This is a genomic window from Roseovarius lutimaris (genome assembly GCF_900115165.1).
GTDB lineage: Bacteria > Pseudomonadota > Alphaproteobacteria > Rhodobacterales > Rhodobacteraceae > Roseovarius > Roseovarius lutimaris.
In genome coordinates, this window is the sequence record NZ_FOVP01000012.1 from 14,741 (window position 1) to 29,094 (window position 14,354).

A 14,354-nucleotide genomic window follows, 5' to 3' on the forward strand; every position below is an offset into this window, starting at 1 on the left:
GCCCATGTCGCTGAGCTATCTCGAAACCTCGCTCGACCGGATCGACGCCGCCGCCCGCGACGATATCATCGAGATCTGCATCAACCCGGACGGGACCTGTTGGGGTGAATTCCAGGGCGATCACTTCATGCGCGCGCTGGACCAGAGGCTGACGGACGTTCAGGTCAGGGACCTCGGCAACCAGATCGCGTCCTCGGCCAATACGACGATGAGCAAGGACCGCCCCATCGTTTCAGTCTCGATCACCTACAAGGGGCGCCCGATCCGCGCACAGGTCATCACCCCGCCCGCCGTGCTCTCGGCCATGTCGATCAGCCTGCGGTTCTTCTCAAGCCTGCCACTCGAGGGCATCGCGCTCGATTTTCTCTACGGCAAGGAACGCAAGCTCGAAGACCTGCGCGTGGAAAAGAAGCGCGCCTTGCGCGCCGTGGTGGCCGCGGGTTTGATCGATGATGCGCTTGCCTTCTGCGTCGAGAACAAACTCAACATGATCGTCTCAGGTGGCACCTCCACCGGCAAAACCGTGGCCGCGCGCAAGATCCTCTCTCACGTACCAGCCGAGGAACGCATCGTGACCATCGAAGAAGCGGCCGAGCTGCTGCCGACCCAGCCAAATGCCGTGACCCTCATCGCCAATCGCGACGCGGAATTCCAGACCGCCGATGTGCTTCTCACCGCCACGCTGCGCATGCGCCCCGACCGGATCATCCTGGGCGAGGTGCGCGGCAAGGAGGCCATGACCTTTCTGGAAGCCATCAACACCGGCCATGGCGGGTCCATGACGACACTGCATGCCGAAACCCCGCAACTCGCCGTGCAACGGCTCGCGATCGCAGCACTCAAGACCGAAATCCCGATGACCTATGCCGACATGATCCAGTACATCGAGAACTCCATCGACGTGATCATCCAGGCCGGTCGCCATGACGGCAGGCGCGGCATCACGGAATTCTACCTCCCCGGCGCAACTGAGATTGGAACTTCCCCATGAAGACCTTTGAATACGACATCTTGTCCTTTGCCATGACCCGCAAAACCAGCCTTGCCGACATGCAGGCCAGCCTGAATGCCAAAGGTGCGGAAGGCTGGGAGGTCGTGTCGATCAGCTCCTCGGAATTCGCCAATGTGGGGCACACGGTCTTCCTGAAGCGTGAAACCACACCCGCTGGAGCCACGACATGAGGCGGGCGCGGTGCCTCGCCTTGGCCGCGCTGGCCCTAAGCCTGACGCCGACCCTCGCCGTTGCCGAGCGCAACCTGGTGCCGACCCTCGATCGCAGCTTCGACGTCTGTCCGGACCGGCCTGCCGAACCCGTCTGGATTCAGGAGATCCCCGTGCGTCAGGCATATCAGCGCGTGTTGGTTCAAGACATCTACCGCGCCCAGAACCTCGAGCGTATCGTCCAGACCGGCAGCTGCGACTGCGCGACCCGGTTCCCCTCTTGGGACGCGGCCGAGGCCGTGTTTCGGGAGAGCTACGCGAGCGACGAACGATGGGAAATGCTGCAAGCCTCGGACGGCTACAACCGCCGCGCCAACGCCGCCCGTCTCGAGGCCAAAGCGATCTGCGAAGCCGCGGGCAACTGGTGAGGCACAACCCCAATGAGCGTCGTCACCTATTTCGTTGAAACCTCACAGGGCTATCTCGACACCGCCGCTGAAACCCAGTTCGGATCTGTCGCGGCGACGGTTGGCACGCTGCTGGTGTTGGGCACAACGCTAGTGGTGATCCTCGTCTTCCTGAACATGATCTACCAGTACAAGGCGATGGACGGGCGCACGGCCTTTTGGCTCGCGGTCAAGATCGGGCTCATCGGGATATTTGCGACAAACTGGGTGCAATTCAACGCTCTCTCCTCCGCCATCCTCGCCGGGATCGACAGCATCGCCGGCGCGCTTGTCGCTTCGGTCGGGGGCGGCAGCCCCGGACCCTCCGGCACGTTCGCGGAAGAGTTCGATCGGCTGATCTCGGCGCTCGGCGATTACCTGAACGCCGCCGGATCCGAGCTGAACTGGATGGCCGGTGCCATGCTGGACATCGTCGGCGTACTCCTGCTTTCAATCCTCGGCGGGCTTGCCGCCTTCATCTTGGTGGCCTCTCGGCTGATGATCGCGCTCCTGATCGGGATCGCCCCAGTGATGATTTTCCTGACCCTCTTCGAAGTGACCAAGGACTATTTCGCGCGCTGGCTGTCGGCGCTGATCTCCTTCGCACTATACCCCATCGTCGTGGCCGGCGTGTTCGCGACCATCACAGGCGTCTCCTCTGCGCTCATCGGTGAACTTGGCGACCCGGAAGGCGCTTCAAACATCGGCGCGCTCATTCCCTTCTTCATGATGGTGCTCATGGCCAAGGGCTTCATTATCGCCACGCCCTTCATCGTCCGCGCGATATCCGGCAACATCATGATGCCAGCCCTCTCCGGCGGACTCGGCGGCGGCTACAGCTTCGCCCGCGCCGCCATGGGCAGCCAGCAGGCTTACAATCGCTACCTGATCGGTGGGGCAAGCGGCGCCGAATACGCAGCCCTCAGGGCGCGGCAGTTCTTTGGCGTGCAGCAGATTCCCGTGAGGCAAGGCATGGGGCAGACAGGTCAGGTAAGTGGATCAGGGTCCGCAGACTCGGGGTCAAAAATGCTGGCGCAGCTGGCGAGACTCGGACGGCTTGGGCGGCGGTGACGGTGACGGCCGGCCGTTCACCGAGTTCACTTTCGCTGTGCTGCGGCTACACCGAACCGATCATCTATGGCGGTGTGCAGCGTAGTCGGGAAAGCCAAGTGTGCCAGCGCTGCATTCGGGCCTCCGAAGTGGCCGCTCACAGCCGAGTGCAGCAAAAACCGGAGGCGAATGTAGCCGAGAGTAGAGTGGTGAAGCGTTTCGTGTTCTTTTAGATATGGTCAGACGGCACGGGCTTTCCAGATTTGATAGATTGTCTTGCGGCGCTCAAATGCCTCCGGGCCGCCCTCCATGATGGAAATGACGTTGGACTGACAGGACTTATCGTCGATATTGCCAACCGATATGGCGATGTCATCATCGCTGGCGCTGCATGTGGTGATGGTCTCGGCATCGCCAAGCACCGGAAAATTCGCGTTATGTGTCGCGAAGATGAATTGCTGGTTTGGCTTGATCCGCCGAAGCAGCTTGACCACCTCCTCGTAGACGGTCTGGCTATCAAGATCATCTTCCGGCTGGTCGATGAGCAGAAGATCATTCCCCTTCTGGCTAAGCAGGAAGAGCATCATCGCGGAGGCGCGCTGACCAAGAGAATGCGACAGAAGTGCTTTGCCGTGATACGTCACCGCATAGCTGTTGGGCACCTGATAAGAGATGAGTGCGTAGAGATTTGCTATGAAGAGCTTTTTGAAGTCCTCGCTTTTTCCCTTCGCGTGAGCACAAGCCTTTTCGAGGTCTTTGAAAATCTCGCCAAAATCGGAGTAAGCCTCTGCAAGTGCATTATAATATTCCCTGCGAAGATTATTGCCTCGAAGTAACCCGTCGATATGGGTCGTGAAGGCGTTGCGGTCTCCCTTGAACGCTGCATTTACTCTCAATGATCCTTGCGATTCGTTGATGATTTTCAGCGCCGCCGCGATTAACTTGAATTCATCGTGCCAGGCATCATTCAGCGATGTCATGGCGATCAGGACGGCTTCGAGCCTTGTTTTTTCCTTTCCCGTCCGCTTGGCCAGCTCGGCGATTTCAGCTTCAAGCTCCTGCTTGCGCTGCGTAAGCTTGATATAGGCATCCGGCTGGATCGAGGTAACGCCCTGTTCGTCCAACGCTTTGACCAGTTCCCGCTCGGTCTCGGCAAATTCTTCCTTTAGGCCGTCGCGCACGCCTTCAAGCTCTTGGCGCAGTTCATCCAGATCGCCGGACTTGGTCTTGATGGTGGCAGCAAGAGCCTTGGCTGTCGCAACCGTGCCTTTTAGCTCTTCCACCTTGGCTGCGTAGCGCGTGAAGAAATCAGCATTTTGATCGGAGGCATGAACTTCTATCAGCTTGAAATCTTCTTCGGCCTGGGTTGCAGCATCATCAATCGTCTTGCGCCAGGCCGCAGCCGTCTCGTCAATACCCTGACAGTAGGTCAGGTCCTCGCTATAGGCCAATTGCTTTTCAAGCTTGTCCTTGATGCCATGCTTGTCGAATTGCTCCAGGTTGAATTCAACATCCTTGAGTTCATCTTCCAGCGCTTGCTTGTCCTCCGCATCGCCGCGGACAGAATTGAAGCTCTCTATAGCCGACTTTAGTTCGCCCGCGCGTTCCTCGATCTTTTGCCGCACACCCTTTAGGCTATCGCCCATGAGCTTTTCGACAAGATCGTGCCCGAAGCCCTTTCCAGCAGCGGAGAGGTCCTTCTGCCCGAAGTAAAGCGGCTTGGCGATGATCGTCTCCTTAATGGAGACACCGGGGCGCAGCACGCCATCGACATAAACATCTGGCAAATGCCCCCAGATGCGCCTTACCTCATAGCGACCGCCATGCCGATCGGTCGCTTCGACAATTACCTTGCCGCCGCTTTTCAGAACATGGGGCAGGAGCTTATCCTTATATTCCTTGTCCTGTGCCTTTTCGCCAAAGGGGATATCAAGTGCGTAGCGCACGCTTTCCAGGATAGAAGATTTTCCGCTGCCCTGAATGCCAATCAGACAATTCAGATGCGGAGAGAAGGTAACACGCCTACCATCCAGCAACCCGCCTTCAAAGCGAACGGCGTTGATGTGGGAATGGCCTATGGACGGTATATCCGGCGCAACGCGGAAAGCATGATCCGTCAGGGCAAATTTCACCGCATCGAAACCAACATCGCCAAGCTTCAGATAAACCTTCTTACCTTTGCCGATTTCAGAAATTTCTTTTGCATCAGAGCCTTCCACTTCGGCTGGATAGTGATCGCCCCACCAGCCCTTGACCTTCGTGCGGCAAACGCCATCCTGCTTGTCATGGGTGCGGACCTTCTGGAAGCCAAGGGCATATTTTTGAATGAGCGGCTCAGCGGCAAGTTCGCCCATTCGCCCGCCGCTTAACTCCTTCCACAGGCCACTATTGGCCTCGACATGCGCGAAGATAATGAAGAAGTCGCGGTTGTAGGATTCCAGTTTTCTGAGCGTCTCGATCAGGTCATCATTGCTACGTCCGTTTTCCTGCTCGTATTGCGCGGGAACCTTCCCAGCAAACGCTACGCCAAGAAATTGGTTGATGTAATCCTGACCATCGGCCAACCAAGCTTCGGAAAATACCACGAGTGTGTGAACGCCGTTTGCACCGTCCTTGACGGATAGTTCCACGCCGGGGAGCACACCGATACCGAATTTGCGCGCCCTCTTGCGCAGAGCCTTGAATTCTTCCAAGTCAAATTTGTTGTGGTTGGTGATGACGGCAAGGCGTGTTCCGTTAGCTTCAAGCGCCTCGACATAGCTGGCGACGAAACGGTCAGCGTCGCCGTCATAACGAAATTCCTTATCCGCTCGAGTGTGCAGGTGGAAATCTGCCCTTACCCACTTCGTGCCATGCTCGAAGAGTTTCTGAAGTGCCTCACTCATTCGCTACATCCCTGTGATCAATTAGTTTTTCTTCCCAATGAGACCACGCAATGCGGGTCTCTGTAAAGTTAGGCGCTGACTGGCCCGCGGTTGGCCAGAACGGCGCGCGGGCGGCGGCAGTGTGACTTGCCGTAGGGTGCAAGCGCGACTACGTCCGAGCGGTCGCTGCAATTGTGTTGCAGGCCCTTAGGGGAAGTCGACGTTATACCCGTTAGGTGGTCATGAATCCGTTGCCAGCGGCCATCAATCTGAATGGCTGGTCTCACGGTTAGGCTGCGGCTGCAATGCCGCGGCGCCATGAGGCCGCTTTCCGCCCTGCGTTTCAGAGTTTGGCGCGATGCTGCGCCAGACGCGCGGGACTGCTCTCAGCGCTTTGCGGTCTTATGCCCAAACGGCTGCGACCGTTAAGGTTCAGACTTAGTCAGAATTAACCGGCCTTTCCGTCCCGAGACCCGCCATCCTACGTGGAAGTGATCGGCCTGCGAGGTTAGAAGGGCGAATTAACGAGAACCCTCTTTCATTTTTTGCGGGGGCTTGCTAGGTGTTTGATCCCATGGTTTGATGGTGCGATCCTTTCTCAGGAATGGAAGGAAGCATTATGGGCCAAGTTCGTCACGGGAGCGCCACGACCACGCACGCTGTCAGAGCAGCGATACAGCGATCGCAAGCTTCGCTCGCAGCGTTGAGCCAGGAATTGGGTATCAACCCGAAAACGGTTGCCAAGTGGCGGAAACGGACGACGGTCGAAGACCTCAAGACTGGCCCTCGTGAGCCACGGTCCACGGTGTTGTCTGAGTGTGAGGAGGCGATGATCGTCGCCTTCAGGCGGCACACATTACTGCCGCTGGACGACTGCCTCTATGCGCTGCAACCGACGATCCCGAGTCTGACGCGGTCGGCCTTGCACCGTTGCCTGCAAAGGCATGGGATCTCACGCTTGCCGGATGTTGAAGGCGACAAGCCAAAACGGCAGCGCTTCAAACGCTATCCCATTGGCTATTTCCATATCGACATCGCAGAGGTGCAGACCGCTGAAGGCAAGCTCTACATGTTCGTTGGCATTGACCGGACGAGCAAGTTCGCCGTGACCCAACTCGTTCAAAAGGCAGGGAAGATGGCCGCCGCCCAGTTCTTGCGTGACCTGATTGCTACTGTTCCTTACAGGCTGCACACGGTGCTGACCGATAACGGCATCCAGTTTACAAACCGAAGCTGCGATACAAGTGCCTTCGAACATATCTTTGACCGCGTGTGCCGCGAGCATGCAATCGGGCACAGGCTGACAAAGGTGAAGCATCCTTGGACGAATGGCCAGGTCGAGCGGATGAACCGAACGATCAAGGACGCGACCGTGAAACGTTTCCACTACGACGACCATAATCAGCTCCGCACCCACCTGGCGGACTTCATGGCAGCCTACAACTTCGCACGCAGACTCAAGACCCTCAGCGGGCTCACGCCCTACGAATACATCTGCAAGATCTGGACATCTGAGCCAGACAGATTCATCTTAAATCCGATCCACCAGATGCCGGGACTGAACACCTAGATTTGCTAGGTTTGAGGGACGGTGTGTTCCCTGGTGTGGTTTTGTTGTCACGGCGTCGCTGATCCGGTTTCCCGGTTGATTTTGCTATCGGCTTCGGTCCTGGTTTAAGTGCCATGAATGCTCTCCTTTATTGGTTTGTTGATTTGATGCTCCCACGAATGTCCGCGTTGTAACGATGCTGCGGAAGCAACGCGGCATCGCCGCATGTGTGCTTCCCGCCCACGAACTCAAAGATTAACAGGCAGGCAGCCTGTTCGATGTCTGAAGTTGGCCCAAAGCGATGGCGACCAACCGGCGATCGAAGATCTTCAATTTGCGCTGTCCAGCGACTTCCCCGCCAGCCCAGTCCTTAAGACCTTCCATCACTCCCTCAACAGTCGGTTCGATATCGTCGTGCTGCATCATCCAGTCGACAGTCGCCAGAAGTTCCATGCCGAGAGGCGACTCAAAGCCATCGATGGTGGCCGAAGCCCATTCCAGTACGCTTGAGAACTGCTTCCCTTCACCCGAGTTCAGATAGGTTTGCACTCGATCATACTTTGCGTCGTTGAACCAAATGAGATCCAAGGGATCGGCATCTGCAAGGCGCTTGTCGCACCGGAGATAACTTCCATCGAGACTGTCGAGAAGCTTCGTCAGGTTATGCGAATAAGGTCCGTACTTGTTTGCTTGGAACCTGAACTTGAGTGCGTCCGAACCCCCGAACCGTTTCACGCCGCGCTCGAGAAACCATCCCAATTTCTGCACCTCAAGAATCGAGCATTCAATCCCAAGGAGTGAGTACCGACGTACCATCTCAGCCACCAGTGCGCGTGCCGGGGTGAGCTTCTCAACACCAGTGCGCTTGGCGACATTCTGATACTTGGAAGTCGGCTCGTAGACGATGGCATTGACCCCTTCAAGTTCCGCCAATGCCGACTCGATAAGAGGACGCACATCGCGCCAGTCAAGGCCACCATTACCACAGCCAAGTGGAGGGATCGCAATTGAATTAATTCCCTTCTCACGAATTACTCGGACAAGGTCCTTCAATCCATCCTCGACCCATTCAATCTTAGTTTTCACTCGCCAATGGGTCTTTGTCGGGAAATTGATGATCCAGCGCGGCCCAAAGAGCTCCTTGTTCTCGGTAACAAACATTTTGCCAGTACGCACTTCGCCTGCATCGCAGGCGCGCGCATAAGCTTCGAAGTTTCGTGGGAATTGCTCCTTGAACATGAGGGCAATTCCTTTGCCCATGATTCCGACCGTGTTCACGGTGTTCACCACCGCGTCAACGTCAGCTTCCAGAAGATTGCCTTGCGTGTAAGTTACCATCAGAAATACCAGCCTGGTCGCGCCACGATCTTGAGATCGAGCCCAACCTCCTCCCGTTGCTGTTCAAGTGTTCCTTTTTCGTTCTCGCTCAGGCAGACTATGCCTGCAAGGTGCTCCACTGGCAAGTGCCTGTGCACGAGCGCCTCGGCCTGGTAGCGATCCGTCTTTTCGGGATCATCGACGTCGCGTTTGAAGTCTCTACGCTGCAGGATGCCCCAGTCGACCTTGTCGAGGTCGTCGAGCGAGGTGAAGAATTGCGCAGTCTGGAGGTATGCGTGGCGATCTGAAAACACCGTTGCTACGCCTCGATCCTCGAGCCCTCGAAGTGAGGACGCCATGATCACAATCTCCGTGTTCGGGAACTGGCGAATTCCTCCGTAGCCAGTCTTGATGTTGTACATCATCATCGAAAATGGCGTGAAATAGAACGGAATGTAATCTGATAGCGATCCGCCCGGTGCAACAGGTACATTCCGTGCAGTCCGACGCTGAATTAATTCGAGGTTCCCAATTCGCACGAAATTGGGGTCTTGCACTCCGGAATTCTTGCAATGAAGCCCATGCCTGAGGATCCACGGCACATTGTTGATGTGCGTAATCCTGAAGATCAGAGCTTTTTCGGCGGTCAAGTTGTTTGCCATGTCTCGATATGGATACAGTTTGGGCCAACTTCCCTCAAGATGTTATATGGTGGCCAGCGCCGTCGAGCACATAGCCGATTGACTGGTTCGCAAAACACTTGCCATTCGGTCTTCGCACGAACGCCAACCATTGGCGACGGCCAGCCCCGAATGTCCGCACCTGCTTATGGCGTTGAACCTTTTCGCACCCTTTGCAAATGTCCGGAATCCGTCCTCCCCGACAAGCAGGCGATGTCCGCCACCCTATCGAGCAACCAGCTTTTGACCACCGTTCTCTCGCAGCATCGCTTCCATTTCATCCAAGCCATCGACAGCAGAGCGCATTTGCGCCTCATCAACGACGCTCGCAGCTTCGGCATCCACGACCTGGCTGCCAAAATCCATCTCCATCTGACGCTGTTCCTCGGCGATGACGGCTTGAACGACGGGCGCCGTCTTCTTTGGAACAACATCAGATTGCCCTGAATGTTCAGCATCAGTAGGTTGGCCTGCTACGTCTACATCGGCCTCGGGTCCACTTGGCCCGTCCGGCGGCGGCGCCATCGGCATGGCGCGCACACTCAGCGGCAGCGTGCCTTGCGACCCACCTCCCCCCGGCTTCGGAAACGGCAACTCGCCTGATTGCGCCGCGTGGATCGCCTTGAACAGCCGATCGTCAAAATATTGGATCCGCTTCGCGCGGACCGGCATCTGGGCATCGATGACCATGACGATCTCGTCGAGCGGTAGGCGGCGCGCCTCATCCTCGGGCAGGAGAGAGCTTTCTTCGGTCCGGGTGGATTGGCTGCGGCCCTCGAAGGGGTTCTTGCCGATGGACTGGGATCGCGTGATGACGGTCTTCGTGGTCTTGCCAACCGCCTTGCTCAGCTCTTCGACGGTTTTTTCATCCGAAGGCGTCAGGTAGAGCTTTACGCCGGCATTGCCCTGCAGCGCGCGGCGGGTGTTCTCTCCGTAGATTTCATCGAGGGCGGGAATGGTTTGTGTGACCACGGCAAGGTGACCACGATAGGTGCGCAGGGTCTCGATGCTCTCGACCACGATAGGCATCTTGCCGAGGCGGTTGAACTCGTCGAGCATGATCATCACCGGCCAAGGCTCATCCGGCCCAGGGTCCTTTTCCTGCATGGCGGAGAGGAGATCGGAGAAGAAGAGCCGGATCAGCGGTGCCAAGGGTTTCACCATGAGGGGCTGGACGACGAGATAGACCGAGAAGGGCTTTTTCCGGATCGTGCGGAAATCAAAGTCCGACACCGCCGTCGCCTCATCGATGGCCGGGTTCTGCCATTGGTCCAGCCCCGAGGTCATCAGGAGCGAGACATAAGAGGTCAGCGTATCGTTGTTGGTCGAGGCCAACCGCGTGAAGATCAACTTGGCGGCCCTGTTATCCACCTCGTGGCCGCGCGCGAAGTATTCCTTCTGCTTGTTCCCTCCCGAGGCCGCGATGCGATAAATCTCGCCCAGAGTCGGGCGCTTGCGCTGGAACGCCAACAGGCCTGCCGCCACAAAGAGATCGATCCCGCCCTTCAGAAGGCCCTGCACCCGGTCGTTGTCGCTTTGCAGGAAGAGCGTCGCCAGGAGCTGCAATTCCATCTGCTGGCGCGCGGGATCTTTCAGTTGATAGATGCGCAGGAGCGGGTTGTAACGATGTGTGCGCTTGCCCTCCCAATCGGTGGGGGCAAAGCGATAGACCTTGTCGCCTTGGGCTGCGCGGTGCCGGGCCGTTGCCTCGAAGCATTCGCCCTTCACATCGAGCGTCACGGCGGAGCCTTGCCAGGTCAGCAGGTTCGGGATGACAAAGCCCGTGGTCTTGCCGCGGCCCGTGGGGGCCACGATCAGCGCGTGGGGGAAGACCTTCGAGCAGATGTAGTTGGCGCGGGAGCTCGGCGGCCCCAGTTTGCCGAGGATGAACCCGGTCCCGGGCGCCCCAAAGAACCCATTGGCCTTCATCTCGCGCGCACTCTGCCAATGGGTCTGGCCAAAGCGTGTCAGGGCGGACCCCGAGAGGGCGAGGCCCAGCATCAGGCCGGCAGCGGCGAAGCTGCCGATGATCAGGTGAATAAGTTGGGCGTCCTCCGGGCGGCGGTCGAGGATCGCCATGTAGTTCTGCGCGATGTAGGCAAAATCGATATCGGCCCCGAAGCCGAGATCCTGGTAGGTCAGCACCGCCGAGGCGATGGTATAGCCCATGGCCCCGGTCACCAGCGTTACCAGCAAGACCCCTGTTGCGATCCGTGCTTTTCCCATGGAGGCGCTCAATGGACCTGACCCCGCTCGGTCTCGCCATCCACGTCTGTCGCGCGGTGTTTTTCGTATTCGGCATCGGCGAGATCATCGACCACCTGGCGCAAGGCCTCCGTGTTGGCCGTCCCGGCATCGGATTGCAGGTAGACCTTGGCGACATAGAGCCGGTCGAGGCGGTCCTCGAGAACCTTTTCCAGCGCATCCGCATCGCCGGATGTGAGCCGGCCCAATTGGCGGTCATCCAGCACCCGCGCGATCTCGTCGCGAAATGCGTCCCGCTCCGCCTCGGTCTCGAAGGGCGCGGACAACTCCCCTGCCCGCTCATGGTCCAGGACACGCGCAATCTCATCTGCGAGGCGGTCGGTACGGTCAGACTGCGGCGCAGTTACATCGCGGGCTGCGAGGATGTCGTCGCGCGTGCCAGACCCAAGCCCGTCGCGCATCTCGGTTTCGCGGCGGACCTGATTGATGACCTCCGTGTCGCGTATCCGGGCGACGGCCGCGTAGGTCGCGCCAAGCCCGCGGGCGAGGTGGGACGGCATGTCCGGATAGCGCGCGCGCAAGTCATCCGTGACAGCATCTGCAACGGGCGTGCGGACGTCGCGTCCCTCCATGATGCGGTCGACCTCGCGGGTGATCTCGCTGGCGCGGGCCGCATCGGTGATGGTCTCCCTGTAGGGTTCAGACCGGTCGATCACATCGCCGGGACGTGCGAGCAGGTCCGGGTGTGCCTCGAGATACGCGCGCTGCTCCGTCTCGATCCGGCGCTCCGCCCGCGAGACAACCTCCCAGTCCCGATCCTCGATCTGCTGCGCTGTCAGGCCGTCTGCGCGCATCTCCTGACGGATTGTCCCTTCCATCGCCCGGACCGCGTCCCGGTGATAATGGAACCGCTCGCTGACCGGTTCCGCTTCCATGACACCATCCCGGCGCAGCACGTTTTCCCGTTCCAAGAGCGTGCCAAGTTCGACATGCACATCGTTGAGAATGTCGCGCGCCTGTTCCAGATCGGCGCGGCGTTCAAGGTTCAGATCGCGCGCCTCGGCCACCTTGGAGAGATCATCTGCGATCCATTGATGCTCCAGCGCGGCGCTCGAGGCCCCGGTCTCGATCCGGGCCACCACTTCCGATGTGCTGATCCCGGTGCCCCGTAGTGCCGCGTCAATCCGCGATCTCAGGTCGGGCTCGGCCAGTCGCTCGCGCTGGCTGGCGTCGATATTGGCTTCGGAATAGATCCCGCCCTCCGAGGGGGCCTCTGACAGCGAGCCTGATCGCAAACCGAGAGGCTGCATGTGCTGGACCTGCGTCTGGATCTCGATGAGGCGTTTTTCCAGCACGGGACGTTCCGCGTCAGACTTCTCTGCGATCATGCCCTGCACCCGCGCGAGCTTCTCCGCATAGAGGCTTCTCAGATCCTCGAAACTCTGATCCTCGGCCATATACACATCTCCTGTTCGGTCCACCTGTCCGCCATGCGCCAGCACCTCGCCCGCGCGGAAGAGGGCCGCCGCAATATCCTCTCGGGCCTCCCGGGAGGCCTCTGCGGCAAGCGAATGGTAGACGGTTCTGGTGTTGGCGATCTCCGCCAGCGTCCGGGTCAAGTCGGCCCCCACACGTTCCCGCTCGCGGGGCGCGCGACCCTCTTCTTTCGCCGCATAAACCTCGCTGGTGCGGGCTGGGTAATGTACCACGCCGCGATCCACCCGGCGCGTGGCTTCCAGGCGCACGCCATACTTCTCGGCCTCCTCGACCATCGCGAGGCGGAAGTCGTCATAGTTGAAGCGGTGATTGCGGCCGAGGAAGAAGAACTCGCCTTCCTGCGAGCGGCGGTTCAGCACCAGATGCGCATGGGGGTGATCGCGGTCCTCATGCACCGCGATGATATAATCGAAATGCCCCTCGTCGGTCTGGAAGAACCGCTCGGCCACATCGGTCGCGATGTCGCGCACATCCTCGCCGCGCGTGCCGATGGGGAAGGACATGAGCATGTGGGTGGTCTGCCCGAGCTTGGGTTTGAAGCCCGCATCCCACCGTTTGGCAAATCGCTCGGTCAGATCCTTGATGTCACCCGCCTCGAGCTTGGACTTGCCATCCAGGAACCCGCTACTGTCCACGATATGGGTGGACTTGGTTGTGAGGTAGTCGAGCTGGTTTGCGAGCTGCGATTTGGTATGCGTGCCCCCGCCCCGGATCGCCTTGAAGACGGCTGGCCTGTGCCCTGCAGCCGCGCGTATGAGCTGTTTCTGCTTGGCGACATGCAGCCCCTGCATTGAGCCCCGAACGCGGCTCCAGCCATCCCGAAAAACCTCGCCCGTGACGGCATGGACGGCATCATTCAGCCGCATGGGCAAACTCCCTCAGCGCGGCCGTGGCCTGCAGCTGCATCGCGTCCCGACGGCGGCGCAGGAGCAGATCGATCTCGTCAGCAGAATCCAGGATGAACCGCGCCAGCCCGCGCATCTGGGCAAGGCGCAATTCGGTGAACTCCGAGCCGGCCCCCTGCCCTTGCCGATTGGCCTGCGTCATCTGCTTGGCGATCTGCGCGACCCCATTACCGACCTCGTGCAGAGAGGCGCGGTAGCGCGCCATCTCTGCTGCCATCTGCGCGTCGGGAACGAACACCCCGCCTGCAGCCTGAATGAGCCGCCGCAGCCCCTCGGCCCGGCTCTCGATCCCCGCCTTCGCCAGCACCTCGTCGAGCGCCGCCAACTCCGCAGCCGTGACCTTCACACTGACCGCTGAGACCGGGATCGCGGCATCCGTCTGGCGCTCGGCATCGGCTTTGAGCGTGTACTGGATCGCCCGCACCGACACGCCAAACCGTTCCGCCAGCACTGAAGTGGAAACGCCTTCCGCAGCTTCGCGAACGATCTCCATGCGGTCCGCATCTGTGAGACGTTTTGAGCGCGACATGCGAAGAAAGACCCCCTATTTCCTGCCACCTTCCACCAAGGCTGCCCCTACATTACGATAATATATCGAGCTGTCAATGATATACTTACGTCGCATTCAGTCTCAGGCAGCCTTGGTGTCCGCTTCACGCCGCGGCCCGCAGGGACGCGGC

Annotated in this window: 11 protein-coding genes; 5 read left to right on the forward strand and 6 right to left on the reverse strand. The window is 59.2% G+C overall.

Annotated features, from left to right (window positions below; translation table 11 throughout):
• Nucleotides 1-4 precede the first annotated feature (4 nt).
• The 4 genes from BMZ91_RS11505 to BMZ91_RS11520 are packed head-to-tail and all read left to right on the forward strand — an operon-like array spanning nt 5 to nt 2,678.
• Nucleotides 5-991 (forward strand): ATPase, T2SS/T4P/T4SS family, encoded by a 987-nt coding sequence (locus BMZ91_RS11505; RefSeq protein WP_092838787.1) that lies wholly within the window; start codon nt 5-7, stop codon nt 989-991.
• Nucleotides 988-1,182 carry a DUF4177 domain-containing protein gene (locus tag BMZ91_RS11510; RefSeq protein ID WP_092838790.1) on the forward strand — a complete coding sequence of 65 codons (195 nt, stop codon included), beginning with the start codon at nt 988-990 and terminating at the stop codon, nt 1,180-1,182. The genes BMZ91_RS11505 and BMZ91_RS11510 overlap by 4 nt, the downstream gene beginning before the upstream one ends.
• Complete coding sequence (locus BMZ91_RS11515) at nt 1,179-1,589, forward strand: hypothetical protein (protein ID WP_092838793.1); 411 nt, start codon at nt 1,179-1,181, stop codon at nt 1,587-1,589. The genes BMZ91_RS11510 and BMZ91_RS11515 overlap by 4 nt, the downstream gene beginning before the upstream one ends.
• A gap of 12 nt (nt 1,590-1,601) precedes the next feature.
• Nucleotides 1,602-2,678, forward strand: coding sequence for a TrbL/VirB6 family protein (locus BMZ91_RS11520; protein ID WP_092838796.1), 1,077 nt, complete (start codon nt 1,602-1,604; stop codon nt 2,676-2,678).
• Nucleotides 2,679-2,896: 218 nt separating this feature from the next.
• Here BMZ91_RS11520 and BMZ91_RS11525 read toward each other — a convergent pair whose 3' ends face one another.
• Nucleotides 2,897-5,542, reverse strand: a complete 2,646-nt coding sequence (locus BMZ91_RS11525; RefSeq protein WP_177193855.1) for a TrlF family AAA-like ATPase — start codon at nt 5,540-5,542, stop codon at nt 2,897-2,899.
• Between the two features lie 598 nt (nt 5,543-6,140).
• Between BMZ91_RS11525 and BMZ91_RS11530 the strand changes: the two genes are divergently transcribed.
• Nucleotides 6,141-7,091, forward strand: coding sequence for an IS481 family transposase (locus BMZ91_RS11530; RefSeq protein WP_092839064.1), 951 nt, complete (start codon nt 6,141-6,143; stop codon nt 7,089-7,091).
• A 234-nt stretch (nt 7,092-7,325) separates the two neighbouring features.
• Here BMZ91_RS11530 and darG read toward each other — a convergent pair whose 3' ends face one another.
• The 5 genes from darG to BMZ91_RS11555 form a co-directional block, all read right to left on the reverse strand.
• Nucleotides 7,326-8,408: a type II toxin-antitoxin system antitoxin DNA ADP-ribosyl glycohydrolase DarG gene (gene darG, locus BMZ91_RS11535; protein ID WP_092838800.1), complete on the reverse strand. Its 1,083-nt coding sequence runs from the start codon at nt 8,406-8,408 to the stop codon at nt 7,326-7,328.
• Nucleotides 8,408-9,037, reverse strand: a complete 630-nt coding sequence (gene darT / locus BMZ91_RS11540) for a type II toxin-antitoxin system toxin DNA ADP-ribosyl transferase DarT (RefSeq protein ID WP_206054332.1) — start codon at nt 9,035-9,037, stop codon at nt 8,408-8,410. Before darT ends, darG begins: the two co-directional genes overlap by 1 nt.
• Nucleotides 9,038-9,292: 255 nt before the next feature.
• Nucleotides 9,293-11,293 (reverse strand): type IV secretory system conjugative DNA transfer family protein, encoded by a 2,001-nt coding sequence (locus tag BMZ91_RS11545; protein ID WP_092838806.1) that lies wholly within the window; start codon nt 11,291-11,293, stop codon nt 9,293-9,295.
• A gap of 8 nt (nt 11,294-11,301) precedes the next feature.
• On the reverse strand, nt 11,302-13,635 hold the full coding sequence (locus tag BMZ91_RS11550) for a relaxase/mobilization nuclease domain-containing protein (protein WP_092838809.1): 2,334 nt from the start codon (nt 13,633-13,635) through the stop codon (nt 11,302-11,304).
• Nucleotides 13,622-14,203, reverse strand: a complete 582-nt coding sequence (locus BMZ91_RS11555) for a helix-turn-helix domain-containing protein (protein WP_092838812.1) — start codon at nt 14,201-14,203, stop codon at nt 13,622-13,624. The genes BMZ91_RS11550 and BMZ91_RS11555 overlap by 14 nt, the downstream gene beginning before the upstream one ends.
• Between the last annotated feature and the right edge of the window lie 151 nt (nt 14,204-14,354).